The organism is Micromonospora sp. CB01531, assembly GCF_001905095.1.
GTDB lineage: Bacteria > Actinomycetota > Actinomycetes > Mycobacteriales > Micromonosporaceae > Micromonospora.
In genome coordinates, this window is record NZ_LWLS01000001.1 from 442,502 (window position 1) to 466,983 (window position 24,482).

Annotated in this window: 25 protein-coding genes; 18 read left to right on the top strand and 7 right to left on the bottom strand. The window is 73.0% G+C overall.

Translation table 11 applies throughout. From position 1 onward, the window contains the following. Positions 1–23 precede the first annotated feature (23 nt). From A6A27_RS02060 to A6A27_RS02075, 4 genes are all read left to right on the top strand, one after another. Positions 24–431, top strand: a complete 408-nt coding sequence (locus A6A27_RS02060) for a hypothetical protein (RefSeq protein ID WP_073832587.1) — start codon at positions 24–26, stop codon at positions 429–431. Beyond that, positions 431–640 carry a DUF6186 family protein gene (locus A6A27_RS02065; protein ID WP_187413392.1) on the top strand — a complete coding sequence of 70 codons (210 nt, stop codon included), beginning with the start codon at positions 431–433 and terminating at the stop codon, positions 638–640. Before A6A27_RS02060 ends, A6A27_RS02065 begins: the two co-directional genes overlap by 1 nt. Before the next feature lie 494 nt (positions 641–1,134). After that, positions 1,135–1,653 carry an AAA family ATPase gene (locus A6A27_RS02070; protein WP_073832589.1) on the top strand — a complete coding sequence of 173 codons (519 nt, stop codon included), beginning with the start codon at positions 1,135–1,137 and terminating at the stop codon, positions 1,651–1,653. A 131-nt stretch (positions 1,654–1,784) separates the two neighbouring features. Further along, complete coding sequence (locus A6A27_RS02075; protein WP_073832590.1) at positions 1,785–3,116, top strand: MATE family efflux transporter; 1,332 nt, start codon at positions 1,785–1,787, stop codon at positions 3,114–3,116. Here A6A27_RS02075 and A6A27_RS02080 read toward each other — a convergent pair. Then, complete coding sequence (locus tag A6A27_RS02080; protein WP_073832591.1) at positions 3,069–3,584, bottom strand: hypothetical protein; 516 nt, start codon at positions 3,582–3,584, stop codon at positions 3,069–3,071. The two genes, A6A27_RS02075 and A6A27_RS02080, sit on opposite strands and share 48 nt — an antisense overlap. Before the next feature lie 11 nt (positions 3,585–3,595). After that, positions 3,596–3,895 (bottom strand): hypothetical protein, encoded by a 300-nt coding sequence (locus A6A27_RS02085; RefSeq protein ID WP_073832592.1) that lies wholly within the window; start codon positions 3,893–3,895, stop codon positions 3,596–3,598. A 159-nt stretch (positions 3,896–4,054) separates the two neighbouring features. On the opposite strand from A6A27_RS02085, the gene truB reads away from it, so the two are divergent. The 6 genes from truB (at position 4,055) to dapB (ending at position 11,521) form a co-directional block, all read left to right on the top strand. Continuing rightward, positions 4,055–4,939: a tRNA pseudouridine(55) synthase TruB gene (gene truB / locus A6A27_RS02090; protein ID WP_073832720.1), complete on the top strand. Its 885-nt coding sequence runs from the start codon at positions 4,055–4,057 to the stop codon at positions 4,937–4,939. Positions 4,940–5,010: 71 nt separating this feature from the next. Then, the gene (locus A6A27_RS02095; protein ID WP_073832593.1) at positions 5,011–5,937 is read left to right on the top strand and encodes a bifunctional riboflavin kinase/FAD synthetase; all 927 of its coding nucleotides are present in this window, start codon (positions 5,011–5,013) and stop codon (positions 5,935–5,937) included. Positions 5,938–6,132: 195 nt separating this feature from the next. Beyond that, positions 6,133–6,402, top strand: coding sequence for a 30S ribosomal protein S15 (gene rpsO, locus A6A27_RS02100; RefSeq protein ID WP_043962418.1), 270 nt, complete (start codon positions 6,133–6,135; stop codon positions 6,400–6,402). A gap of 222 nt (positions 6,403–6,624) precedes the next feature. Then, complete coding sequence (locus A6A27_RS02105) at positions 6,625–8,988, top strand: polyribonucleotide nucleotidyltransferase (RefSeq protein ID WP_073832721.1); 2,364 nt, start codon at positions 6,625–6,627, stop codon at positions 8,986–8,988. A 233-nt stretch (positions 8,989–9,221) separates the two neighbouring features. Beyond that, positions 9,222–10,589: a M16 family metallopeptidase gene (locus A6A27_RS02110; protein ID WP_073832594.1), complete on the top strand. Its 1,368-nt coding sequence runs from the start codon at positions 9,222–9,224 to the stop codon at positions 10,587–10,589. Between the two features lie 149 nt (positions 10,590–10,738). Next, complete coding sequence (dapB, locus tag A6A27_RS02115; protein WP_443189939.1) at positions 10,739–11,521, top strand: 4-hydroxy-tetrahydrodipicolinate reductase; 783 nt, start codon at positions 10,739–10,741, stop codon at positions 11,519–11,521. Between the two features lie 226 nt (positions 11,522–11,747). Here dapB and A6A27_RS44070 read toward each other — a convergent pair whose 3' ends face one another. After that, positions 11,748–11,915: a hypothetical protein gene (locus A6A27_RS44070; RefSeq protein ID WP_158073930.1), complete on the bottom strand. Its 168-nt coding sequence runs from the start codon at positions 11,913–11,915 to the stop codon at positions 11,748–11,750. Positions 11,916–12,217: 302 nt separating this feature from the next. Here A6A27_RS44070 and A6A27_RS02120 point away from each other — a divergent pair, with 302 nt between their 5' ends. Continuing rightward, entirely contained in the window at positions 12,218–12,685 is a 468-nt protein-coding gene (locus A6A27_RS02120) for a GNAT family N-acetyltransferase (RefSeq protein WP_073832596.1), read from the top strand. A gap of 69 nt (positions 12,686–12,754) precedes the next feature. Here A6A27_RS02120 and A6A27_RS02125 read toward each other — a convergent pair whose 3' ends face one another. Beyond that, a complete protein-coding gene (locus tag A6A27_RS02125; protein ID WP_073832597.1) occupies positions 12,755–14,872 on the bottom strand; it encodes an amylo-alpha-1,6-glucosidase in 2,118 nt (705 codons plus the stop codon). Between the two features lie 148 nt (positions 14,873–15,020). Between A6A27_RS02125 and A6A27_RS02130 the strand changes: the two genes are divergently transcribed. The 4 genes from A6A27_RS02130 (at position 15,021) to A6A27_RS02145 (ending at position 19,360) form a co-directional block, all read left to right on the top strand. Next, positions 15,021–16,010 (top strand): LacI family DNA-binding transcriptional regulator, encoded by a 990-nt coding sequence (locus A6A27_RS02130; protein ID WP_073832598.1) that lies wholly within the window; start codon positions 15,021–15,023, stop codon positions 16,008–16,010. 27 nt (positions 16,011–16,037) lie between these two features. Next, positions 16,038–17,285 (top strand): sugar ABC transporter substrate-binding protein, encoded by a 1,248-nt coding sequence (locus A6A27_RS02135; RefSeq protein ID WP_073832599.1) that lies wholly within the window; start codon positions 16,038–16,040, stop codon positions 17,283–17,285. A gap of 67 nt (positions 17,286–17,352) precedes the next feature. After that, positions 17,353–18,471: a carbohydrate ABC transporter permease gene (locus A6A27_RS02140; protein ID WP_073832600.1), complete on the top strand. Its 1,119-nt coding sequence runs from the start codon at positions 17,353–17,355 to the stop codon at positions 18,469–18,471. 1 nt (position 18,472) lies between these two features. Further along, positions 18,473–19,360, top strand: coding sequence for a carbohydrate ABC transporter permease (locus A6A27_RS02145; RefSeq protein ID WP_083672371.1), 888 nt, complete (start codon positions 18,473–18,475; stop codon positions 19,358–19,360). A 58-nt stretch (positions 19,361–19,418) separates the two neighbouring features. On the opposite strand, the gene A6A27_RS02150 is transcribed toward A6A27_RS02145, so the two are convergent. Continuing rightward, positions 19,419–19,799 (bottom strand): VOC family protein, encoded by a 381-nt coding sequence (locus A6A27_RS02150; RefSeq protein ID WP_073832601.1) that lies wholly within the window; start codon positions 19,797–19,799, stop codon positions 19,419–19,421. Between the two features lie 142 nt (positions 19,800–19,941). Continuing rightward, complete coding sequence (locus A6A27_RS02155) at positions 19,942–20,523, bottom strand: GNAT family N-acetyltransferase (RefSeq protein ID WP_073832602.1); 582 nt, start codon at positions 20,521–20,523, stop codon at positions 19,942–19,944. 35 nt (positions 20,524–20,558) lie between these two features. Between A6A27_RS02155 and A6A27_RS02160 the strand changes: the two genes are divergently transcribed. Continuing rightward, positions 20,559–21,869 carry a glycosyltransferase family 87 protein gene (locus tag A6A27_RS02160; protein ID WP_073832603.1) on the top strand — a complete coding sequence of 437 codons (1,311 nt, stop codon included), beginning with the start codon at positions 20,559–20,561 and terminating at the stop codon, positions 21,867–21,869. Here A6A27_RS02160 and A6A27_RS02165 read toward each other — a convergent pair. Next, positions 21,768–22,319 carry a GNAT family N-acetyltransferase gene (locus A6A27_RS02165; protein ID WP_073832604.1) on the bottom strand — a complete coding sequence of 184 codons (552 nt, stop codon included), beginning with the start codon at positions 22,317–22,319 and terminating at the stop codon, positions 21,768–21,770. The two genes, A6A27_RS02160 and A6A27_RS02165, sit on opposite strands and share 102 nt — an antisense overlap. Positions 22,320–22,395: 76 nt before the next feature. Between A6A27_RS02165 and A6A27_RS02170 the strand changes: the two genes are divergently transcribed. Together A6A27_RS02170 and A6A27_RS02175 are read left to right on the top strand one after the other, a co-directional pair. Further along, the gene (locus A6A27_RS02170) at positions 22,396–23,625 is read left to right on the top strand and encodes a winged helix-turn-helix domain-containing protein (RefSeq protein WP_073832605.1); all 1,230 of its coding nucleotides are present in this window, start codon (positions 22,396–22,398) and stop codon (positions 23,623–23,625) included. Then, positions 23,615–24,232, top strand: coding sequence for a DUF2752 domain-containing protein (locus A6A27_RS02175; protein ID WP_073832606.1), 618 nt, complete (start codon positions 23,615–23,617; stop codon positions 24,230–24,232). The genes A6A27_RS02170 and A6A27_RS02175 overlap by 11 nt, the downstream gene beginning before the upstream one ends. Positions 24,233–24,482: the final 250 nt, after the last annotated feature.

The window sequence follows — 24,482 nt, forward strand, 5'->3', positions numbered from 1 at the left end:
GTGACGGTGGGGACAATCGGGTGATGGATCACCCTCGAGAGCTCACCGCCGAGGCGCCCCGAGCCTGGGACCGTCCCGTCGTCTCCGTACCGGTGCTGATCTGCCTCTCCCTGGTCGGCGGGCAGTTGCCGTCCTTCTCCGCCCAGGCCAACCTCTACACCCTGGGCACCGGCGGCGCGCTGATCTGGATCGGCCTGAGCAACCGGGTGCCCCGCCGACCCGCGCCACACCGGCTGCCACCGGCGGCGGCCTGGTGGTTGGTGCCGGTCACCGTCTTCGGGGTGTTCGAGGGAACCACCTTCGTGCTGTCGATGGGGGACGACTTTCCCACCTTCTCCCTGCTGGCCGACCCGTTCCTGGAGGACCACCTGGTCCGCTCGGCGGCCTGGTTCGCCTGGCTCGCCGCGTTCTGGGGGCTGGTCCGCCGATGATGCGAGCCCTGGCGATCGGCGGTTTCCTGACCGCGCTGGTGCTGTTCGCGGCCGTCGAGTGGGCCGCCCGGCGGGAGGGCTCGCGGATCCCGTCGCTGGCCGACGTCTGCGCGTTCGTGATGCGCTACGAGGTCGGGCCGGTGCCGGTGGGGCGGATCGGGTTCCTCGGCTTCTGGTGGTGGCTCGGCTGGCACTTCCTGGCCCGCTGATCGGCCCGGTCCACCCCATCGTGTCCGTATCCCGGGAACAGTGGGCAGCAGCTGGAAAGTGAACGTTAATTTAGGGACGGGCCGGCGCTTCGGCGCTGGTCGCGGGCGGTGGGGCCACATCCGGCGCCGCCTCCCTCCAGGGTCAGACCGACCCGGGCTCACGCTGCCAGGCGAGCCGCTCCGGTGATCCCGGACCGCTGCCCCGGCGTTCAGCAGGACCGACGGCTCCAGGTCACGGCGCGGCGTCAGACGCGTCCACCGGCCGTCGGTGGTCCGTACCCTGGAAGGGAACTCCCATGGCCAGCAAGCGCAAGCCGAAGACCGAGACCACCAACGACGAGGCGCGCGAGCAGCTGCGCCGCGCGCTGCAGACGTCGATGGACACCCGTCAGTGACGGCGGGCCGTCCGGCGGTGGCGCGGTAGCCGCCGCGCCACCGCCGTCGTTCCGGTCGCCCGGTTCCGCGTACACCCGGGCGGGGGCTACCGTCGCCCGGTGCGCCGCATCCTGATCGTCGGCAGTTCGGGCGCGGGCAAGAGCACGCTCGCCCGCGCGGTCGCCCGCCGGCTCGGCCTCCCGCTGATCCACCTCGACCGCCACTACTGGCGGCCCGGCTGGGTCGCCGCCGCCGCCGCCGACTTCCGGGCGGAGGTCGCCGCGCTGGCCGCCCGCCCCGCGTGGGTGATGGACGGCAACTATCGCAGCACCTTCGATCTTCGCCTGCCGCACGCCGACCTGCTGGTGCTCTGCGACCCGCCCTGGCTGCTCTGCCTCGTCCGGGTGCTGCGTCGCCGCTGGGCGTACCGGGCCAAGCCCCGGCCCGACCTGCCGGACGGCTGCCCCGAGCAGGTCGACCTCCAGTTCCTCCGGTACGTGTGGCAGTACCCTCGCCGATCCCGACCCCTGGTCTACGCGGCCGTCGCCGCCCATGCCCCCGAGGTGCCGGTGATCCGCCTCCGCACCCGCGCCGACACCCGCCGCTGGCTCGCCACCCTCCCCACCCCGTTGCGGTGATCATGAGGTTGGCGGCGGCTGCGGAGATCGACAGCGCCGCCAACCTCATGATCAACGTACGCCGGGCGGCGGGTTGGTAAGTGCTGGGGTCTGTTGCGTTCCTTACTGGGGGCGTGCCAGGATCGGCGGCGATGAGTCAGACCGCCGCCCCCGCCACCGGGTTGCCCGCCGCCTCGCCCCGCCGGATCGCCGCGCTCGCCCTGCCGGCACTCGTGGTGCTGGCCGCCGAGCCGCTCTACGTCCTGGTCGACACCGCGGTGGTCGGGCACCTGGGCCGTGTCCCGCTCGCCGCGCTCGCCGTCGGCGGCACGGTGCTGACGCTGACCGCCTGGCTCGGCACCGTCGTCGCGTACGGGACCACCGGGCGGTCGGCCCGGCGGTTCGGCGCGGGGGACCGGGCCGCGGCGGTGGCCGAGGGCGTGCAGGCGTCCTGGCTCGCCCTGAGCGTCGGCGTGCTGGTGGCACTTGCCATGCAGGTCGGCGGCGGGTGGCTGGCGCGTACCCTGGTTGGCGGTCCGGGCGAGGTGGCCGACGCCGCCGCCGGCTGGCTGCGGGTCGCCGCGCTCGGCGCGCCCGGCCTGCTGGTGGCCGCAGCAGGCAACGGCTGGCTGCGCGGCATCCAGGACACCCGGCGCCCGCTGCTCTTCGTGCTCGCCCCCAACCTGCTCTCCGCGCTGCTCTGCCCACTGCTCGTCTATCCGGTCGGGCTCGGGCTGGTCGGCTCGGCGGTGGCGAACGCCATCGCGCAGACCCTCTCCGGCGGCCTGTTCGCGGCCGCGCTGGTCCGCGAGCGGATCTCCCTGCGCCCCCGACCCCGGTTGATCCGCCAGCAGCTTGTGCTCAGTCGGGACCTGCTGATCCGGGGCGTCGCGTTCCAGGCGAGCTTCCTGTCCGCCACCGCCGTCGCGGCCCGGTTCGGCGCCGCCGCGGTCGGCGCCCACCAGATCGCCGTACAGCTGTGGTTCTTCACCGCCCTGGTGCTCGACGCCCTGGCGATCGCCGCGCAGGCGTTGATCGGCGCGGCGCTCGGCGCCGGCGACGCGTCCGGCGCCCGCGCCCTCGCCCGCCGGATCGCCCTGCTCGGCGGTGCCTGCGGCGTGGCGTTCGCGGTGCTGATCGCCGCCGGCGCCGGCCTGGTGCCGTCGTGGTTCAGCTCCGACCCGCAGGTACGCGAGCAGGCGATGCTCGCCTGGCCGTGGTTCGTCGCGCTGCAGCCGATCGGCGGGGTCGTCTTCGCCCTCGACGGCGTGCTGATCGGCGCGGGCGACGTCCGCTACCTGCGCAACCTCACCATCGTCGCGGCGCTGGGCGGCTTCCTGCCGGCGATCTGGCTGGCCTACGGGCTCGACCTCGGGCTGGGCGGGATCTGGGCCGGGCTGATGCTGTTCGTGGTGCTCCGGCTGGTCGCGCTGCTGCTACGGCTGCGCTCCGGCGGCTGGGCGGTGGTCGGCGCGGTCCGGTGAGACCAGGGCCTTCCGCACCTGGGTCAGCGCGGCGCGTACCTCCGCGGCGGAGAAGGGTGCCCGGGCGGCGACCGGGGGCAGGACGATCGCGGCCTCGCCGACCGCGAAGTTGGCGGCGGGGCTCCCGGCGTAGAGGTCCCGGGGTTCGCCGACCTGGCTGCTCGGCGGCGGGGACGCCGAGGACAGCGGGGACGCCGAGGGCTGCGTGCCGGCGCGGATCCGCTCGACCGTGAGGTGCCCGAGGACCGCCGTGCCGGCAACGAGCGCCAGCAGTAGCAGGATGACGAAGCCGACCAGGAGCTTCCCGCGGTGCCGGGCCCAGACCAGCCGGGCGCGCTCCCCGCGGGTGAGCGGCTCGGCCGCGTCCTGTCCACTCATCCAACTGGGTAGCCGGACGGAGTCGTCGCGGGTCGCGACGGCGGGCCGGTCGACGTCGGCGGGCGAGGCGGTCGGTTCCTCGGTGGTCATCAGACGTCGGCTCAGGACCGGTCGTGGGCGATCTTGTAGAACAGGTACAGCGTGCCGACCACCAGGCACGTCGCCACCACCGCGACGACGACGAACGACACGATCGCGGAGACCACCGGGTGTCGCTCGCTGAACCGGCTCCGGTCCCGCCACGCCCACAGCCGGTGCCGGGCCGCCCGCAGCGCCGGCAAGCCGTCGACGAATCCGGAGACCCGGCGGCCGAGGGTGCGGCGCGGCGGCTCCGGGTTGCGCATCCAGTCGGGCAGGTCGACCCGGGGGCGGTGCTGGTGCGACGGCGGCGGGTTGGTCAAGAGGACTCCTGAGGGTGCGAGGGGGCGCGCGAAGTCTGCCGCACCGGAGTCGACCGCGCGACCACGTTCCTGCCCCGGTCGCATGATCTTGGCACTGCGGCAGAGCAGGGAGGTATCCCCCGCGCGTGCGATCACCGTGGTCTGGCAGGCTTGGCCGTCGTGAGCACAGACGGTCTGATCGTGGTCGACAAGCCGGGCGGGATGACGTCCCACGACGTGGTGGCGCGGATCCGGCGGCTGGCGCGGACCCGGCGGGTGGGGCACGGTGGCACGCTCGACCCGATGGCGACCGGGGTGCTGGTGATCGGGGTGGGGCGGGCCACCCGGCTGCTCACCTACGTGATCGGCGCCGCCAAGAGCTACACCGCGACGATCCGGCTCGGCCAGGCGACCATCACCGACGACGCCGAGGGTGAGGTGGTGGCGACCACCCCGGCCGGCGCCGTCGCCGACGACGCGATCCGGGCCGCGCTCGCCGCCCAGACCGGCGAGATCGACCAGGTGCCCAGTGCGGTCAGCGCCATCAAGATCAACGGCCAGCGGGCGTACAAGCGGGTCCGCGAGGGGGAGATCGTGGAGCTGCCCGCCCGGCGGGTCACCATCTCCCGGCTGGACGTCCTGGCGGTCCGCTGGGACGTCCCGGACGTGGTGGACGTGGACGTCGACGTGACCTGCTCGTCCGGGACGTACATCCGGGCCATCGCCCGGGACGCGGGCGCCGCGCTCGGGGTCGGCGGTCACCTGACCGCGCTGCGCCGGACCGCGGTCGGCGGCTTCACCCTGGCCGAGGCGGCAACCCTCGACGCGCTGGAGCAGCGGGCGCCCGACGTGGTCAATCTACCGCTGGACGCGGCCGCCGACCGGTTCTTCCCGCGCCGGGACGCCACCCCGGACGAGGCGCGCACGCTCGCGCACGGCGGCCCGCTCGGCGCGGCCGGCATCGCCGGACCGTACGCGGTCTTCGGCCCCGACGGCGGGTTGATCGCTATCGTCAGCGAGCGGGCCGGGCGGGCCCGCGCGGAGATCGTGCTGGCCCCGGCGTGACGGCGCCCCACCGGCCCCCGGGCCGGCGAGCCTCGGCCGGTGCGGGACCAGGGGAGGAGCGGAGGAACGGTATGCAGCGGTGGCGGGGGTACGAGGCGGTGCCCGGGGGCTGGGGGCGCTCGGTCGTCACCATCGGCGTCTTCGACGGCGTGCACAAGGGGCACCAGGCCATCATCGGCCACGCCGTGGCCCGCGCCCGCGAACTGGGCGTCCGGTCGGTGGTGCTGACCTTCGACCCGCATCCGGCGGAGGTGGTCCGTCCCGGGTCGCACCCGGCGGTGCTCACCGAGCCGGCCCGCAAGGCGGAGCTGATCGAGTCGCTCGGGGCTGACGTGCTCTGCGTGGTGCCGTTCACCCCCGAGTTCTCCCGGCTGCCGGCCGAGGAGTTCGTGCACGACATCCTGGTCGAGCACCTGCACGCCGCGCTGGTGATGGTCGGCGGCAACTTCCGCTTCGGGCACCGGGCGGCCGGCGACGTGGCCCTGCTGGAACGGCTGGGCCGCACCTTCGGCTTCGGGGTGGAGAGCGGCCCGCTGGTCGCCGAGGCGGGGACGGTCTTCTCCTCCACGTACATCCGCTCCTGCGTCGACGCGGGCGACGTGGCCGCGGCGGCCGCCGCGCTCGGCCGCCCGCACCGGGTCGAGGGTGTGGTGGTCCGCGGCGACCAGCGCGGGCGTGAGCTGGGCTTTCCCACCGCCAACCTGCTGACCCACCGGTACGCGGCGATCCCTGCCGACGGGGTGTACGCCGCCCGGCTGGTGCGCCGCGGCGGGGAGCCCCTGGCCGCGGCCGTCTCGATCGGCACCAACCCGACCTTCTCCGGCCGGGAACGCCGGGTGGAGGCGTACGCGCTGGACTTCACCGGCGACCTGTACGGCGAGCGGCTGGCCCTGGACTTCGTGGCGCACCTGCGCGAACAACGGACGTACGACGCGATCGAGCCGTTGATCGCCCAGATCGGCGAGGACGTCGAGCGGACCCGCCGGGCGCTCGGCTGAGCGGGCCGACACCGGCACCTGGCCCTTCACCGGGTGGTTCCCGACCGGGCTGGTAGTCTGGCAGGGACGTCGGCTGACCGACGCGGGGCCTCGCCTGCCTGCACGACGCCGCGGGTGCGAGGAACCGGTCCGTCCCCCCGGTCGCTGCGACCACTCCGACGGACCTCATCGAACGACCCACGAAACAGGGAGAACATGGCGCTCGACCAGGAAGCCAAGGCCAAGATCCGTGCGGAGTACGCGACCGCCGAGGGCGACACCGGTTCGCCGGAGGTCCAGGTCGCGGTCCTCACCAAGCGGATCGCCGAGCTCACCGAGCACCTGAAGGTGCACAAGCACGACCACCACAGCCGCCGTGGGCTGCTGCTGCTGGTCGGCCGTCGCCGTCGGCTGCTCAACTACGTCCAGAAGAAGGACATCAACCGCTACCGGTCGCTCATCGAGCGGCTCGGCCTGCGCCGGTGACGTGACGGGGGAGTGGCCTGCGGCCGCTCCCCCGTTCCGGTACCACAGAACGAACCGGGTCACGCGACCACCCGAGAGGGAGCCGGTCAGCGTACCGGTCTCCGGTAGTGGCTCCCGGGCACCCCGGCATCATGCCGGCCATCCGGGCGCTTCGATCGAAGACCGGCCGTCTGAGTAGCTCCCGTGTCGTGGACCCCCGACGCGAAGGAGCACGACAGCACCATGACCGAGACCAACCTCGGCACCGAATCCCGCACCGCCGTGATCGACAACGGGTCCTTCGGTACCCGTGAGATCACCTTCTCCACCGGCCGGCTGGCCCGCCAGGCCGCCGGCTCCGTCATCGCCCAGCTCGGCGAGACGGTCGTCCTCTCCGCCACCACCGCCGGCAAGCAGCCGCGGGAGCAGTTCGACTTCTTCCCGCTGACCGTCGACGTCGAGGAGCGGATGTACGCCGCGGGCCGGATCCCCGGCTCGTTCTTCCGCCGCGAGGGCCGGCCCAGCGAGGACGCCATCCTCACCTGCCGGCTGATCGACCGGCCGCTGCGCCCGTCCTTCGTCAAGGGCCTGCGCAACGAGGTCCAGGTCGTCGAGACCGTCCTCGCGCTCGACCCGCAGCACCCGTACGACGTCGTGGCGATCAACGCCGCCTCGATGTCGACCAAGCTCTCCGGCCTGCCGTTCTCCGGCCCGATCGGGGCCACCCGGATGGCGCACATCGACGGCCAGTGGGTCGCCTTCCCGACCCACGAGGAGCTGGCCCGGGCCACCTTCGACATGGTGGTGGCCGGCCGTGCCCTGCCCGACGGCGACGTCGCGATCATGATGGTCGAGGCCGAGGCCACCGAGCACACCGTGGCGCTGGTCGCCGGCGGTGCCCCCGCCCCGACCGAGGAGGTCGTCGCCAGCGGCCTGGAGGCCGCCAAGCCCGCCATCCGCGAGCTGTGCCGGGCGCAGAGCGAGCTGGCCGAGGTGGCCGCCAAGCCGGTCGCCGAGTTCCCGGTCTTCCTCGACTACCAGGACGACGCGTACGAGGCGGTGGCCGACCTGGCCCGTGCCGACGTCGCCGAGGCCCTGAAGATCGCCGGCAAGCACGACCGCGAGGAGGCCCTGGACCGGATCAAGGCCCGGGTCGCCGAGGAGCTGGGGCCGCGCTTCGAGGGCCGCGAGAAGGAGCTCTCCGCCGCCTTCCGCTCGCTGACCAAGTCCGAGGTCCGCAGCCGGGTGCTGCGCGAGCAGGTCCGCATCGACGGCCGCGGCCCGCGCGACATCCGCCCGCTGACCGCCGAGGTCGGCGTGCTGCCCCGGGTGCACGGCTCGGCGCTCTTCGAGCGCGGCGAGACCCAGATCCTGGGCGTCACCACGCTGAACATGCTGCGCATGGAGCAGGCGCTGGACACCCTCTCCCCGGAAAAGTCCAAGCGCTACATGCACAACTACAACTTCCCGCCGTACTCCACCGGTGAGACCGGCCGGGTCGGCTCGCCGAAGCGGCGCGAGATCGGCCACGGCGCGCTGGCCGAGCGGGCGCTGATCCCGGTGCTGCCGTCGCGCGAGGAGTTCCCGTACGCCATCCGGCAGGTCTCCGAGGCGCTCGGCTCCAACGGCTCCACCTCGATGGGTTCGGTCTGCGCCTCGACGCTGGGCCTGCTCTCGGCCGGTGTGCCGCTGAAGGCCCCGGTCGCCGGCATCGCCATGGGCCTCATCTCCGACGAGGTCGAGGGCAAGACCCAGTACGTGACGCTGACCGACATCCTCGGCGCCGAGGACGCGTTCGGCGACATGGACTTCAAGGTCGCCGGCACCCGGGACTTCGTCACCGCCCTCCAGCTCGACACCAAGCTCAACGGCATCCCGTCGGACGTGCTGGCCGCCGCGCTCCAGCAGGCGCACGAGGCCCGGCAGACCATCCTCGACGTGATGCAGTCCGCGATCGAGGCCCCGGCCGCGATGAGCGACTACGCGCCGCGGGTCACCACCGTCAAGATCCCGGTCGACAAGATCGGCATGGTGATCGGCCCGAAGGGCCAGACCATCAACGCCATCCAGGACGAGACCGGCGCCGAGATCTCCATCGAGGACGACGGCACCATCTACGTCGGCGCGACCAACGGCCCGTCGGCCCAGGCCGCGGTCGAGCGGATCAACGCGATCGCCAACCCGACCCTGCCGAAGGTCGGCGACCGGTTCCTCGGCACCGTGGTGAAGACCGCCCCGTTCGGCGCCTTCATCTCGCTCCTGCCCGGCCGCGACGGCCTGCTGCACATCTCCAAGGTGGGCGACGGCAAGCGGGTCGAGAAGGTCGAGGACTACCTCAACGTCGGCGACAAGGTCGAGGTGGAGATCGCCGACATCGACCAGCGCGGCAAGATCTACCTGGACAAGGTCCGCCCGGAGGGCGCCGAGGCGCCGGCCGCCGAGGAGGCCGCCGGTGGCGAGCGCCCGGGCGGCCGGGACCGGGGCGACCGCGGCCCGCGCGACCGCGGCGACCGGGACCGCGAGCGCGGCAGCCGGGGCCCGGAGCGTGGCGAGGGCGGCGGCGAAGGCGGCGGCGAGCGCCCGCGTCGCCGGACCCGGCACAGCTGATCCTCGATCGGCCGGGTGACGCCGACGGCGTCACCCGGCCGATCCTGCGACGGCTCCAACTCGGCGCGTCCGCCGCAGTGCTACGACCTGAAGCCGTCGTTCGGCAACTCCAGCTCGGCGCGTCTGACCGCGCCGCGACCTGGAGCCGTCGCCATCCACCCCCTCGTCGAACTGGAAGCAGGTTTTTCGTGAGTCGGACCCCTCGTTCGTCTTTTCCTGCGGATCGACGGGGGGTGGCGCCGTCGGGCGCCGTCCGGCAGGTGACCGGGGCCACCCGGTCCGCCGGCGGGTCGACCCGGGCGGTCACCCGCACGCTCAGCGACGACCCGCTGGGCGGCACCGTACGCCGTACCGTGCTGCCCAGCGGGTTGCGCGTGCTCACCGAGGCGATCCCGGCGATGCGCAGCGTCTCGTTCGGCATCTGGGTCGCCGTCGGCTCGCGGGACGAGACCGGGTCGCAGGGCGGCGCCGCGCACTTCCTGGAGCACCTGCTCTTCAAGGGCACCCGCAAGCGCAGCGCGCTGGAGATCTCCTCGCAGATCGAGGCGGTCGGCGGCGAGACGAACGCCTTCACCACCAAGGAATACACCTGCTACTACGCCCGGGTGCTGGACGAGGACCTGCCCCTGGCCATCGACGTCATGTGCGACCTGGTCGCCGACTCGGTGCTCAACGACGCCGACGTGGAGACCGAGCGCGGCGTCATCCTCGAAGAGATCGCCATGCACGACGACGAGCCCGGCGACGAGGTGCACGACCTGTTCGCCCGCGCCGTCTACGGCGACCACCCCCTCGGCCGGCTGATTTCCGGCACGGAGGAGACGGTCACCCCGATGACTCGCCGGCAGATCCAGACCTTCTACCGCCGCCGGTACACCGCGCCGCAGATCGTCATCGCCGCCGCCGGCAACCTCGACCACGCCGCCGTGGTCAAGCTGGTCCGCCAGGCCCTGCGCGGCACCCCGCTGGACACCGATCCGGCGGTGCCGGCGCCGCACCGCCCGGCCGCCCCAGCGGTATGCACGAAGCCGGCCACCACGGTGGTCGAGCCGAAGGAGACCGAGCAGGCGCACGTGATCCTCGGCTGCCCGGGCATCGACCGCACCGACGAGCGGCGCTTCGCCCTCGGGGTGCTCAACAACGTCCTCGGCGGCGGCATGTCCAGCCGGCTGTTCCAGGAGATCCGCGAGCAGCGCGGGCTGGCCTATTCGGTCTACTCGTACGCCAGCCAGTACGCCGACAGCGGCTTGTTCGCCGTCTACGCCGGCTGCGCTCCGGGCAAGGTGGACGAGGTGCTGGAGCTGACCCGCGCCGAGTTGGCCAAGGTGGCCGCCGCGGGGATCAGCGAGGCCGAGCTGGCCCGGGGCAAGGGGATGAGCAAGGGTTCCTTCGTCCTCGGCCTGGAGGACACCGGCTCCCGGATGAGCCGGCTGGCCAAGGGCGAGTTGCTCTACGGCGACCTGATGCCGGTGGACGAGCTGCTCGCCCGGGTCGACGCGGTGACCCTGGACGACGTGAACGCCCTGGCCGCCGACCTGCTCGGCCGCCCGATGTCCCTGGCGGTGGTGGGCCCGTTCGACGAGTCCGCCTTCTCCGCCTGACCCTTCCCGCCGCGCCCGCCGACGAGGGGTGGCGCAGGTCGGGGTGTCCGCCGCCGAGGCGGGCCCAGGTTGCCGCAACCCGAGTCGATCATGCTCGTGGGGTGGGACGGCCGGAGCTCCAGCGGGGTGGGCGCCCCGATTGGGATAGGTTGTGCCCCGTGACTGACGAGCACGAGAAGAACCTGGCCGAGCCGATCCGGGTCGGCGTGCTGGGCGCCCGCGGCCGGATGGGCATGGAGGTCTGCAAGGCGGTCGACGCGGCCCCCGACATGGAGCTGGTGGCGATGGTCGACCAGGGCGACGGGCTGTTCGCCGCGTCCGACGCCGGTGCCGAGGTGGTCGTCGACTTCACCACTCCGGACGTCGTCATGGACAACCTGCACTGGTGCGTCGACCAGGGCATCAACGTCGTGGTCGGCACCACGGGCTTCACCGAGCAGCGCCTGGACCGGGTCCGCGGCTGGCTCGCGCGCAAGCCGGGCGTGGGCGTGGTGATCGCCCCCAACTTCGGCATCGGTGCGGTGCTGATGATGCAGTTCGCCGCCCGCGCCGCCCGGCACTTCGAGTCGGTGGAGATCATCGAGCAGCACCACCCGCGCAAGCTCGACGCGCCCAGCGGCACCGCCACGCACACCGCCCGACTGATCGCCCAGGCCCGTGCCGAGGCCGGCCTCGGCCCCGCGCCGGACGCCACCCGCGACGAGGTGCCGGGCGCGCGCGGCGCCGAGATCGACGGGGTACGCGTGCACGCCGTCCGCGCCACCGGGCTGGTCGCCCACCAGGAGGTGCTCTTCGGCACCACCGGCGAGACGCTGACCATCCGGCACGACTCGTACGACCGGGTTTCGTTCATGCCGGGCGTGCTGCTCGCTGTGCGGGAGGTACGCCACCGGCCGGGCCTCACGGTCGGCCTGGACGCCCTGCTCGACTGACGCGGCAAGCCCCGGACGGCCCGAACCTGTCAAGGACGGGCCCGCGGATCGGGGGCATTCGCCTCTGGTCGAACGAATTGCCCCGCCACCGTTCAGTGGCGGGGCAATTCCCGCTAAGTTTCTTGGCGATCGTGTTGGCTGGGCCCGAAAGCAGGGTCCGGCCTGAGGTGTCGACCGTATCGCTGGCGAGCCTGGTCGACGGACGATCTCGTCCGTTGTCGCCGGATCAGGGCTGCGGGCTGCCCCAGCCGAAGCCTTCGGCGAGCGACGTGGACGAGCCGCCGTGCCCGGCGGCCAGGGCAACGCCGGCGAGGACCACGGTCAGCGCAGCCAGCGCCAGCAGTCGACCGGTGATCAGAGCGGATCCGAGACGGGCAGCAGCAAATCGAAGCATATCTATCCCCCGTTGAATGGGTCGTCCCAGGAAGGGTCTTCTCTGGGCTTTGTGGCGGTGTGTCCCGCCGGGAAATGAGAATGCCGATCCGGTGGCCCGGTGTCAATGGATGAGACCTGGCGCAACTGCGCCTGGCCGGGTACGGACCGCGTCAACCGGGTGGCGGACGTGCCGGTGGCTGGCGCGAGATGCGGGCGGCAACCTCACGGGGGAGGGGCGGAACGTGCTGGTCGAGCGCGCCGACCGTGGGTGGGGCGGGAAAGCGATCGTGGTGCTGGGACATCCCGCCTAGGGTCGCGTACATGATCGATTCTGCACTCCGGGACCGCACCGGCCGGCACGTGACCCTGCGTCCGGTGGACGACGACAACTGGCGGGCGGTGGCGGACGTGGCGCCCCGCGACGACCAGCGCGCCTGGGTGCCCGCCCTGGCCGCCCGCTATCTGTTGCTGACCATGCGCTCGGACGTCTGGACCTCGCTGGCCGTGTACGCGGACGAGACGGCGGTCGGGCACGTCATGTGGGGCGTGGACGACGACGGTTCCCGGTGGATCGGCGGCATGGTGATCGAGGCCGCCGAGCAGGAGCGGGGCGTCGGCCGGGCCGCGGTGCGTACCCTCGCCGACTGGCTCGCCACCGCGGGCCACCCGATCCGCCTCAGCTACCACCCCGACAACACCCAGGCCGCCGCCCTCTACCGTGCCCTCGGCTTCCACCCCACCGGCGCCACGGAGGACGACGAACTGGTCGCCGAACTCACCCCCGCCTGACCGCGTCGATCATGAGGTTGACGGCACCGTCCGAGATCGACTTCGCCGCCAACCTCATGATCAACGACGTCAGCGGGGGGCGGGGGTTTCCGTGGCGGGGCGCTGGGTGGGGACCTGCGGGGCGGGGGTCACCGTCAGGCCGGCGGGGAGGCCGGTGACGGTGGGCCGGCCCGAGGCGTCGACCTGGACGGCGACCGGGGCGCCGGCGACGCGGAGGCTGTCGACGGCGAGCGCGCCCAACTCCGGGCCGGCCAGCGGGCTCAGCCGCACCTGGCCGCCCGGCACGTCGGGATAGATGCCCACGCCGGCCTGGACCAGCAGCACGGCGGCCGCCGCCGCCCACGCCTGCGGGCGGCACGCCGCCGGGTAGGGCACCGGACGGCTGAGCGTCGCCCGGTCGTCCCCGGCGTACAGCTCGGGAAGGCGGTAGTCGAACGCCTCGGCGGCGGCGAGCAGCCCGTCGGCGAGCCGGAGCGCGGCGTCGGCGAAGCCGGCCCGGGCCAGCCCGCCGACCACGATCGCCGTGTCGTGCGCCCAGATCGACCCGCAGTGGTACGACAGCGGGCTGAACCCGGCGTCGTCGGTGGACATGGTGCGCAGCCCGAAGCCGCCGGCCAGCGCCTCGGTCGACAGCAGCGCCGCCACCTGCGCCGACTCGGCGTCGGAGAGCAGGCCGGTGCCGAGCAGGTGGCCGATGTTGCTGGTCAGCGAGTCGACCGGGCGCTTGTCCCGGTCCAGCGCCAGCGCGGGCTGCGGGCCGTACCGGCCGTCGACCCAGAACGCGTCGCGGAACCGCCGGGCCAGCCGGTCGGCGTACTCCCGCCAGCGGTCGCCGCCCGGGCGGCCGAAGGCGTCGAGCAGGTCGGCGCCGTGCACCGCCGCCTGGTAGGCGTACCCCTGCACCTCGGACAGCACGATGGGCGACTGCGCCTGCCGGCCGTCGCGGAACCGGATCGAGTCGCCCGAGTCCTTCCAGCCCTGGTTGGCCAGGCCGCTGCCGCTGGTGTCGACGTATTCGACGAAGCCGTCGCCGTCGGCGTCGGCGTGCTCGCCGAGCCAGCCGAGCGCCGCCTCCAGGTGCGGGAGCAGCGGCTCGACCTGGTCGGCGGCGAGCCCCCAGCGCCAGGCGTCGTGCAGCAGGCCGACCCAGAGCATGGTGGCGTCGACGGTGCCGTAGTACGCGGGCGGCAGCCGCAGCTCATGGGCGGGCAGGCTGAACTCGTGCCGGCGCAGCTCGTGCAGGATCTTGCCGGGCGCCTCGCCGGTGGCCGGGTCGACCCTGGTGCCCTGCCGGCGGGCGAGGACGCGCAGCGTGCCGGCGGCCAGCTCGGTGCCGAGCGGCAGCATCATCCGGGCGGCCCAGAGGCTGTCCCGGCCGAAGAGGGTGAGGAACCAGGGCACGCCCGCGCCGAGGAAGACGTCCCCGGGGTGGGCCGGGTCGGCGAGCCGCAGCCCGCGCAGGTCGGCCAGGGAGCGGTCGAGCAGCCGGACCAGGCGGCGGTCGTCGGCGCGTACCTGCGGGACGGACCACTCGGGGCCGGCCGGCGGGGCGACCACCACGGCCTTCGGGTCGGTGACGGCGAGCCGCCAGCGCAGCGTCACGGCGTCGCCGGGGGCGAGGTCGACCGGCCAGCTGAGCCGGGGCGCGAGGGCCCGGTCGCCGGTGGCGTCGACGGTCGCCGCCTCGCCGGTCACCGTGACGGTGACGCCCTCGGCGGCCCACTGGACCCGGCCGGGCTCGCCGGACTTCGCCTCCAGCGGCGACCCGTTCCCGCCGGACTTGACCAGCTCGATCGGGGCGAGGTCGCAGCCCAGGTCGACGCTGACCGTGGCGCGGACGGGCGCCGCGGCGGTGGAGGTGGCCTGGATCTCCTCGGTGACGCCGTGCGGGCCGGCCTCCCGGATGCGGTCGATCCGGACGGTCGGGTCGGGGCCGGGGTCGCCGAGCCAGCGGGCCAGGGTGACGAAGCGGACCCCGTGGGGCCCGGCCGCCCCGTGGGCCACCGCCTCCGGTTCCCGGTCGTCGACGCGCAGCTCGGCGCGGGAGAGTACGCGGGCGTCGGCGTGGAACACGCCCTGGACGCCGCTCGGCCGGATCTGACCCGCCGCGTCGCCCAGCGCGCTGGTGGGGGCGTGGACCGCCCCGACCAGCTCGTGCAGCAGGGGTTGCAGGTGGCGTTCGGACACGGGGAACTCCTGGTGCTGATCGGGTGGCCGGAGCGTGTCTTGACAACTGGCTCCGGCCCGGTGCAGAGTGCGAAACATTCCAGAAACTTTGAACGATCTAATACTGCCGTATCCACGTTGGAACGTTCAAGGCGGCGAGAGGGACTCAATGGCTGAAAAGGTGACCATCTCGACGGTGGCCCGGCATGCCCAGGTGAGCCGGCAGACGGTCTCCAACGTCCTCAACGCGCCGCACATCGTCCGGGACGAGACCCGGCGCCGGGTGGAGGAGGCGATCGCCGCGCTGGGCTACCGGGCCAACCAGGCCGCCCGGCAGATGCGGACCGGTCGCTCCCGGCTCGTCGCGGTCCGCATCGAGCCCACCCGGGACGGGATCAACGGCTCGGTGCTCGACCGGTTCCTGCACGGCCTCACCGAGACCGCCGACGCCGCCGGCTACCGGGTCCTGCTCTACACCGCCCGTGACGACGGACACGAGATCGACACCTACGACGACCTGCTCGGCGCGTACGACCTGGACGGTTTTGTGCTCACCGGCACCGACCACGGTGACCCGCGGACCGCCTGGCTGGCCGAGCGGAACGTGCCATTCGTGACGTTCGGCCGGCCCTGGGACGCCGCCGAGGCCCATCCCTGGGTCGACGTCGACGGGGCGGCCGGCACCGCGCAGGCCACCCAGCGGCTGCTCGACACCGGCCACCGCCGGATCGGCTTCATCGGCTGGCCGGCGGGTTCCGGCGTCGGCGACGACCGGCGTTCCGGCTGGCGTACCGTCATGGCCGCCGCCGGCCTGGCCGGCGCCGCACCCCACCGCGAGACCGAGGACGGCATCGCCCACGGCGAGCGGGAGATGCGCGCGCTGCTCGCCGCCGACGAACCGCCCACCGCGGTGGTCTGCGTCAGCGACTCGCTCGCCCTCGGCGCCCTCCAGGCGGTACGCGCGGTGGCCGCCTCCGTCGCCGTCGTCGGCTTCGACGACACCCCGGTGGCCGCCGTGGTCGGGCTGACCAGCGTCAGCCAGCCGCTCGCGGCCGCCGCCGCCCGCTGCTTCGAGCTGCTCACCGGCCTGCTCGACGGTCAGCCCACCGACCCACACGTGCTACTCAGCCCCACGCTCGTGCTCCGGCACACCGCGTGATCCCCCCATCCCCACCAGGAGAATGAGATGACACCTCGCACCCTCACCCGGGCGGCGCTGGCTGGCCTCGCGGCCGCCGCGCTGTTCGGCACCGCCGCCTGCGGCAGCGGGTTCGACGACTCCGCGAAGGACACCAAGCAGTCCAGCGGTCCGGCCAACCTGCAGATCATGATCGGCTCCTCCGGCGACGCCGAGACCAAGGCGGTGCAGGACGCCGTCGCGAAGTGGGCCTCCTCCTCCGGCAACACCGCCACGGTGACCCCGGCCCAGGACCTCACCCAGCAGCTCGGCCAGGCCCTCGCCGGCGGCACCCCGCCGGACGTCTTCTACGTCGACGCGTCCCGGTTCGCCGACTACGCCAGCGTCGGCGCGCTGGAGCCGTACGGCGACAAGGTCAGCAACAAGGACGACTTCTACGAGAGCCTGCGGAACACCTTCACCTACGACGGCAAGCTCTACTGCGCGCCGAAGGACTTCTCCACCCTGGCGCTCGAGATCAACACCGACCTGTGGGCCAAGGCCGGCCTGACCGACGCCGACGTGCCGACCACCTGGGACCAGCTCACCGCCGCCAGCCAGAAGATCAAGGCGAAGGGCATGGTGGCGCTCGCCCTCGGCGACACCCGGGACCGGATCGGCGCGTTCATGGTGCAGAACGGCGGCTGGCTGATGAGCAAGGACGGCAAGCAGCCGACCGCCGACACCCCGGAGAACCTCCAGGCCCTCCAGTACGTCAAGGGCCTGCTCACGAACGGCTACGCGAAGTTCCCGAAGCAGCTCGACGCCGGCTGGTCCGGTGAGGCGTTCGGCAAGGGCAAGGCCGTGATGACCATCGAGGGCAACTGGATCAAGGGTGCCCTGAAGAACGACTTCCCGAATGTGAAGTACAAGGTCGTCCCGCTGCCGGCCGGACCGAAGGGCCAGGGCACCCTCTCCTTCACCCAGTGCTGGGGCATCGCCGCGAAGTCGAAGTTCAAGGACCAGGCGATCAAGTTCGTCGAGGCGATGACCGCCGGCGACCAGCAGATCGCCTTCGCCAACGCGTTCGGCGTGATGCCGTCCCGGCAGTCCGTCCGCGACCAGTACACCAGCGCCTTCCCGGCCGACAAGCCGTTCATCGACGGCGCCGCGTACGCCCAGGGCCCGGTGAACGCGCCGAAGATGGACAGCGTGCTGCGCGACCTCGAGTCCGGCCTGCAGGGCCTGGCCAACGGTGACCCGAAGAGCATCCTGGCGAACTTCGACAAGAACGCCAAGGCGGCGCTCGGCGGCTGAGCGTGACCGGAGGGGCCCGCCTCGCGGGCCCCTCCGCGTCGGCTCCCACTCGAAGGAGGGAGGGGAGATGGCTACGGAGGCGCTCACCGCTCCGGCCACCACGCCGGCCGGTCCGTCGCGCCGCCGCCTCGGCGGCATCCGCGGCAACGAGAACATCGCCGGCTGGCTCTTCGTCGCGCCGGTGATCGTGATCCTCGGGTTCTTCCTGCTGCTGCCGATCCTGATGGCGCTCTGGGTGAGCCTCACTGACTGGAACGGCCAGGGCAGCCCGTTCACCGCGGACGTGCCGTTCGTCCGCGGGAAGAACTACACCCGGCTGTTCACCGAGGACGGGCTCGACCGCCGGGACTTCATGACCAGCATCCGCAACACCATGTACTACGTGGGGATCGTGGTGCCGGCGCAGACCGCGCTCGCCCTCGGTCTCGCGCTGATCGTGAACAACCGGATGCTCAAGGGAAAGGGCTTCTTCCGCAGCGCCTTCTACTTCCCCTCGGTCACCAGTTCCGTGGCGATCAGCGTGGTGTTCCTGTTCCTGTTCGCCAACTCCGGCGCGGTCAACAACCTGCTCAGCTTCCTCGGCATCGACGGGCCGGAGTGGTTCGCCGACTCCCGCGGCGTACTGCACCTGCTGCTCGGCGCAGTCGGCGTGGACTCCCCGCCCGGCGCGCTCACCTCCGGCGGCCCGTTGGGGCTGAGCTGGTGGGACTGGCTCTCCGGGCCGAGCGTGGCCATGGTCTCGATCATCTGCCTGGTGATCTGGACCACCTCGGGCACGTTCATGCTGATGTTCCTCGCCGCGTTGCAGAACGTGCCGGTGGCGCTGGACGAGGCCAGCACCCTCGACGGGGCGACCCGCTGGCAGCGGTTCCGCCACGTCACCCTGCCGCTGATCAAGCCGACCACCTTCCTGGTGCTCACCCTCGGCCTGATTGGCTCCTGGCAGGTCTTCGACCAGGTGTACGTGATGAGCCAGGGCGACCCGGCCAAGACCACCCTCACCCCGGCGTACCTGTCGTACCGCACCGCGTTCCGGGACTTCGACTACGGCTCGGGGGCGGCGATCTCGTTCGTGCTGTTCCTGATCATCATCGTGTTCACCCTGCTCCAGCGCCGGGTGATGGCCGACCGGGACGGATCCCGACGCGGCCGGTGGTGGCGGCGACGCGTACCGGAAGGGTCCTGACATGGCCGTGCTGACCGACCGGCCGGCGGCGCCCGTCGCGCCGCGCGCCGCCCGTGGGCCGCGCGCCCGGGTCAACCGCATCCTCGGGTACGCGGTCCTGATCTTCTTCGGGTTGGTCTTCATCTACCCGTTCGTGATCCAGCTCGGCAACTCGTTCAAGACCGAGCCGGACGCGGCGGCGAACCCGCTCTCACCGGTGCCCGACCCGGTGACGCTGGCCGGCTTCGAGCGGATCTTCGCGGGCACCAACTTCCCGCTCTGGCTGGGCAACTCGCTGCTGGTCACCGTCCTGGTCACGCTCGGCCGGGTCTTCTTCGACTCGCTGGCCGGATACGCGCTGGCCCGGCTGCGCTTCCGGGGCCGGGCAGGGCTCTTCGCCGCGGTCATCGCGGTGATGGCGGTGCCCGGCGTGGTGCTGCTGATCCCGAAGTTCCTGGTGCTCAAGCAGCTCGGCCTCTACGACAGCTACGCGGGCCTGGTGGTGCCGCTGCTGGCGGACGCGGCCGGGGTGTTCATCATGAAGCAGTTCTTCGAGTCGATCCCGGTCAGCGTGGAGGAGGCGGCCCGGATCGACGGCGCCGGGGTGTTCCGCACCTTCTGGTCGGTGGTGCTGCCGATGGCGCGGCCCGCGCTGATCACGCTGACCATCCTGTCGTTCCAGGGCTCCTGGAACGAATTCCCGCACAGCCTGGTCTCGGTCCAGGACCCGCACCTGTTCACCCTGCCCCGCGGCCTGGCCGACCTGGTCAGCGGGTCGCTGGGCAAGGGCACGCAGTATCCGCTCAAGCTGGGCGCGGCGCTGCTGGCCACCATCCCGGTGGCGGTGCTGTTCGTGATCTTCCAGCGCTACTTCGTGCGGGGCGCCAACGAGGGCGCCGACAAGGGCTGAGCGACGGGTTCGATCGGTGTCGGTGGCGGTTCCCCGCGGCGCGGGGAACCGCCACCGATCACTTCAGTTCCAGTACGGACATGACGTTGCCGGCGGGGTCGGTGAACCAGGCGATCGCGGGTCCGTTCCCCCGGACGATCCCCTGCTCGTCCTGGGGCATCCCGGGGTAGCGCGCGAATTGCACCCCGCGGGCGGTCAACTCGGCGACGGCCCGATCGATGTCGTCCACGGGGAAGTTGAGCACGGTGTAGGTGGCCGGGGTGTGGTCGTCCTTGGGGTAGACCAGGATGTCCCGGTCCCCGGCGAGGTGCAGCGTCAGCAGTCCGCCCATCGCGTCGTCCCGCGACACCCGCAGGCCGAGCGTGTCGGCGTAGAACGTCATCGCCCGATCGGTGTCGTCCACCGAGAAGCCGCTGAACGCCCTCGTGTCCCTGAACATGATCGTCTCCCTCTTCCGGTCGCGCTCCGTCGGCGGGCAGTGCCGGAGCGGCGAAGCCCGCACTGCGTCACAGTAGGCCCGCCGTCCGACGTGCGCCGGTGACACGGCGGGCCGTGGGTGCGGAACGCGACCGCCGGTCTGCTCAGTCCGCCGCGACCGGCTCGGTCGGGACGGCGACGTGCAGCCGTAGTTGCGGGACGAGCAGGTCGTCCACGTCCAGGGCGCGGGCCGCGCCGTCCGGCTCCCAGCCGGTCGAGGTGAGGAACTTCCGGGTCGCCGCGTCCCCGTCGAAGGTCCAGGCCACCGCCCGGGTGAAGCCGTCGGACCGCCACCCGTCGACGGTGGCGGCGAGCAGCCTGCTGCCGTGCCCGCGCCGGCCCCAGCGCGGCTCGACCAGCAGGTCGGTCACCGCCGCCACGCCGTCGTCGAGCGCGTCGGCCGGCTCGCCCGGGGCGAGCGCCTCGGCGTCGGCCGGACCGGAAGCGGCGAAGCCCACCAGATACGATTGCTCGGCCTGTTCGACGGCGACCAGCACGCGATGCGCGCCCGAGGGCGGCTCCTGCACCGCGGCGCTCCACCGCCGGGCGAGGTACGCCTCGTCCAGGTTGTCGAGCACGTGCCGGGGCAGGATCCGGCGGTACGCGACCCGCCAGGTCGCGAGCTGGATGCGTGCGATCTCGCCGGCGTCCTCTGGACGCGCGGGGCGGACGTACCCGAGAGCCATGGCACGTGAGCCTACGCAGGGCGAGGGAGGCGACGGTGGCGCAGGGTGCCAGGCGGACGATCGTGCAGGTCGTCGCCGTGGTGGTGCTCGCTGTCGCGGTGGCCGCCTTCCTGAGGGAGGCGGCCGTGCGGCACGGCTTCTTCGACCTCCACGTCTACCGGGGTGCGCTGAACTACTGGGTGCACGACGGCGGGGAGATCTACGACTTCCTCCGGGCCAGGACCCAGTACGGCTTCACCTATCCGCCGTTCGCCGCCCTGGTGATGCTGCCGATGGCGTACCTGCCGTGGCACGCGGCGATCACGGTCAGCGTGGCCGCCACCGTGGTGGTCAGCACGGTGGTCATCTGGTGGCTGCTCGATCCGATCGCCCGCCGCGCCGGGTGGACCCGCTGGTTCGCGCTCGCGGTCGCGCTCTGCCTGGCCGCCGCGTTCGAGCCGATGCGCGAGACGGTCAACTTCGGCCAGGTCAACATGTTGCTGCTCTTCCTGGTGGCGGTGGACCTGCTGCGGCTGCTCCCGGCCGGCAGCCGGTGGGCCGGGGCGGGCATCGGCCTGGCCACCGCGATCAAGCTGACCCCGGGCATCTTCATCGTCTACCTGCTGATCACCGGGCGCTGGCGGGCGGCGTTCACCGCGATGGGCGCGGCGACCGGCGCCACCCTGCTGGCCGGCGCGCTCTTCCCGGACGCCTCCCGCGAGTTCTGGACCGAGGCGCTGTGGAACACCGGCCGGGTGGGCGAACTGGCCTTCGTCTCGAACCAGTCGCTGCGCGGGGTGGTGGCCCGGCTGAACCCGGAGCATCCGAGCACCCTCGCCTGGCTGGTGCTGGTGCTCGCCACCCTCGCGGTCTGGGGCTGGCGCTCCCGGGCCGCGGTGACCGCCGGCGACGAGGCCACCGGCCTGGCCCTGACCGGCGCGGTGATGTGCCTGATCAGCCCGGTCACCTGGGTGCACCACCTGGTCTGGCTGCTGCCGGCGCTGATCCTGCTGGTCGACAACGGCATGGCGGCGCCCGCGCGCAGCCACCGGCGCCGCCTCCTGCTGGCCGCCGTGGCCATCGGGTACGCCTTCCTGATCAGCCGGATCGTGTGGCTGTTCGAGGAGGACTTCAGCGGCGTGACCGGCTTCCTCGGCAGCAACACGTACGTCTGGATCAGCCTGGCGCTGCTGCTCGGCATGCCGATTCGGCACGGGGCCGCGTCGACCGGCGGTGGGCCCGCCGACCGGGACGGCCCGTCCGGGTCACTGATCGAGTCGGGCGGTGTAGCGCGCCTCCCGAAGCAGGACCGGGTCACGCCCGCCGGAGAGCGGCAGCCGGTAGACGGACTCGGCGCCGTCCAGTGACAGCCCGGCCCGCTCGTAGAAGCGCCGCGCCCGGACGTTGTCGGTGAGCACCCAGAGCCGGTACTCCGTCCAGCCCCGCTCGGTCAGGCCGGCCCGGGCCGCCGCCAGCAAGGCCCGCCCGGTCCCGGTGCCCCACCGCGCGGGCTCGACGTACATCGCCAGGATCTCCCCGTACGCCGGGTCGAGGTCGTCGCGGTCCTGGTTGTTCCGGTACGGCCCGAAGGTGGCGAATCCGGCGATCGCCCCGTCGACCTCGGCGAGCAGAGTGGTGAACGGGTGCGCCGGGTCGGCGGTGCCGAGGTCCCGGCGGCGCTGCGCCCAGGCGGCCGGGTTAAGCCGGTGCAGTACCTCGTCCGGCATAATCCCGGCGTACCCGGCCTGCCAGCTGCGGATGTGCACCGCGGCGATCGCCGCCGCGTCGTCCGGGTCCTCCCGGCGGATGGTCAGCATCCGTCCGTTCTATGCCCCGAGGGGCGGTCGGTCCAGCGCCCGCTCCGTCATACCCGTGGACTAGGGTCCCGGGACGATGGCCGCACCGGAATCGCTCTCGCTCGCCCAGGCCCGCCGCGTGGCTCTCGCCGCCCAGGGCTTCGCCGACCCGGCGCCCGCCGGGGTGCCGACCCGCCGGCATCTGCGCCGGGTGCTGGACCGGGTCGGGCTGATCCAGATGGACTCGGTCAACGTCCTGCAACGGGCCCACTATCTGCCGCTCTACAGCCGGCTCGGGCCCTATCCGACCCCCCTGCTCGACAACGCCGCCTACCGGCGCCCCAGGGAGCTGTTCGAATACTGGGGGCACGAGGCGTCGCTGATCCCGGTCGGCCTGCATCCGGCGCTGCGTTGGCGGATGGCCAAGGCCCGTGACGAGGCCTGGGGCGGGATGCGCCGGATCGCCCAGGAGCAGCCCGAGCTGGTCGCCTGGGTGCGCGACGAGGTGGCCGCCCGGGGGCCGCTCACCGCCGCCGAGATCGAGCACGACGCACCCCGGGAGACCGGCAACTGGGGCTGGAACTGGTCGGCCGTCAAGCGGGCGCTGGAGTTCCTGTTCTGGTCCGGCGAGGTGACCGCCGCCGAACGCACCACCTCCTTCGCCCGCCGCTACGACCTGCCCGAGCGGGTGCTGCCGGCCGAGGTGCTCGACGTCCCCACCCCGAGCGACGCCGACGCCCACCGCGCGCTGGTGGCGATCGCCGCCCGGTCGTTGGGCGTGGCGGCCGAGCCGGAGCTGCGCGACTACTTCCGGCTGCCGGTGGCCGGGGCGCGGCGGGCGATCGCGGAGCTGGTCGAGGCGGGCGAGCTGACCCCGGTCACGGTGCCGGGCTGGCGGCAGCCGGCCTACCTGCACGGGCAGGCGCGGCTGCCCCGGTGGGTCCGGGGCAACACCCTGGTCAGCCCGTTCGACCCGCTGGTCTGGGAGCGGGCCCGTGCCGAGCGGCTCTTCGGCTTCTCCTACCGGATCGAGATCTACGTGCCCGCCCCGCAGCGGGTGCACGGCTACTACGTGCTGCCCTTCCTGCAGGGCGAGCGGTTCACCGCCCGGGTCGACCTCAAGGCCGACCGGAAGGCGGGGGTGCTGCTGGTGCCGGCCGCGTGGGTCGAGCCGGGGGTGGACCCGGGGGAGACGGCGGTGGCCCTCGCCGCCGAGCTCTACCGGCTCGCCGGCTGGCTCGGCCTGGACGCGGTCGCCCCGCCGGCGGCCGGCGACCTGGCCGTCCCGCTGGCCGCCGCGCTGGTGGGCGTGGCCGGTGTACGGTGAGCGCGTGACGAGCGTTGACCGGCCGGACGCCCCGCCCGACCCGCAGACGGTCCCCGTCCCGCCCACCGCCCCGGCCCCGGACGGGGTGCACGCCGTCGCCGGAGCCCCGGATCCCGGGTCGGCGAACTGGCCCGCCGGGGTGGCGTACGCGCCGGTCGAGCCGGACCGGTTCACCCGCCTGGTGCTCCGGCTGCACGCCCGCGCCCCGCGCTGGGCGGTGCCCCTGGCCGCGCTCGGCTGCGTCGGGCTCGGCATGGCGTACGCCCTGCTGAGCGACCCCACCCACAGCGATCCGGACGCCCGGCCCACCTGCCTGCTCAAGCTGACCACCGGGCTGGACTGCCCGGGCTGCGGCGGCACCCGCGCCCTCTGGTACCTGCTGCACGGCGACCTGCCGGCCGCCGCCCGGCACCACTTCCTCTTCGTCTTCTCGGTGCCCTTCCTGGCGTACCTCTTCGTCACCTGGGCCGGGAACCGGGCGTTCGGCTGGCGGCTGCCGGAGCTGCGGCTCAACCCGAAGGTCCTCGGCGGCTTCCTGGCCTTCTGGCTCGCCTTCTCGGTGCTGCGCAACCTTCCCTGGGCGCCGTTCACCGCGCTCTACGTCTGACGTTCCGCCCGCTGGTTTCGGCCAGTGCAGTGCGGGATCAGGCGTTGGCGCACGCGGCGTCGTTGGGCATCGTCGCGGGTTACCGAGCGTCATGTCCGCAGCAGGCCGTATCCGTTCAGACGGGTATGCCTCAGAGGCATGTTTATGCCTCTCAGGCATATCTGTCCCGACTCTTGGCACGGCACGGACGCGACACGCCCGAACTTGGCCCGGCGAGCGGGCCACGCCGCCGGCGGTCGGCTCGTGTGCG

Coding starts and splice junctions, on each gene's coding strand:
- A6A27_RS02060 (WP_073832587.1), top strand. CDS start 24: ATGGATCACCCTCGAGAGCTCACCGCCGAGGCGCCCCGAGCCTGGGAC.
- A6A27_RS02065 (WP_187413392.1), top strand. CDS start 431: ATGCGAGCCCTGGCGATCGGCGGTTTCCTGACCGCGCTGGTGCTGTTC.
- A6A27_RS02075 (WP_073832590.1), top strand. CDS start 1,785: ATGAGTCAGACCGCCGCCCCCGCCACCGGGTTGCCCGCCGCCTCGCCC.
- A6A27_RS02080 (WP_073832591.1), bottom strand. CDS start 3,584: ATGACCACCGAGGAACCGACCGCCTCGCCCGCCGACGTCGACCGGCCC.
- A6A27_RS02095 (WP_073832593.1), top strand. CDS start 5,011: ATGCAGCGGTGGCGGGGGTACGAGGCGGTGCCCGGGGGCTGGGGGCGC.
- rpsO (WP_043962418.1), top strand. CDS start 6,133: ATGGCGCTCGACCAGGAAGCCAAGGCCAAGATCCGTGCGGAGTACGCG.
- A6A27_RS02105 (WP_073832721.1), top strand. CDS start 6,625: ATGACCGAGACCAACCTCGGCACCGAATCCCGCACCGCCGTGATCGAC.
- A6A27_RS44070 (WP_158073930.1), bottom strand. CDS start 11,915: ATGCTTCGATTTGCTGCTGCCCGTCTCGGATCCGCTCTGATCACCGGT.
- A6A27_RS02120 (WP_073832596.1), top strand. CDS start 12,218: ATGATCGATTCTGCACTCCGGGACCGCACCGGCCGGCACGTGACCCTG.
- A6A27_RS02130 (WP_073832598.1), top strand. CDS start 15,021: ATGGCTGAAAAGGTGACCATCTCGACGGTGGCCCGGCATGCCCAGGTG.
- A6A27_RS02135 (WP_073832599.1), top strand. CDS start 16,038: ATGACACCTCGCACCCTCACCCGGGCGGCGCTGGCTGGCCTCGCGGCC.
- A6A27_RS02140 (WP_073832600.1), top strand. CDS start 17,353: ATGGCTACGGAGGCGCTCACCGCTCCGGCCACCACGCCGGCCGGTCCG.
- A6A27_RS02145 (WP_083672371.1), top strand. CDS start 18,473: ATGGCCGTGCTGACCGACCGGCCGGCGGCGCCCGTCGCGCCGCGCGCC.
- A6A27_RS02150 (WP_073832601.1), bottom strand. CDS start 19,799: ATGTTCAGGGACACGAGGGCGTTCAGCGGCTTCTCGGTGGACGACACC.
- A6A27_RS02155 (WP_073832602.1), bottom strand. CDS start 20,523: ATGGCTCTCGGGTACGTCCGCCCCGCGCGTCCAGAGGACGCCGGCGAG.
- A6A27_RS02165 (WP_073832604.1), bottom strand. CDS start 22,319: ATGCTGACCATCCGCCGGGAGGACCCGGACGACGCGGCGGCGATCGCC.
- A6A27_RS02170 (WP_073832605.1), top strand. CDS start 22,396: ATGGCCGCACCGGAATCGCTCTCGCTCGCCCAGGCCCGCCGCGTGGCT.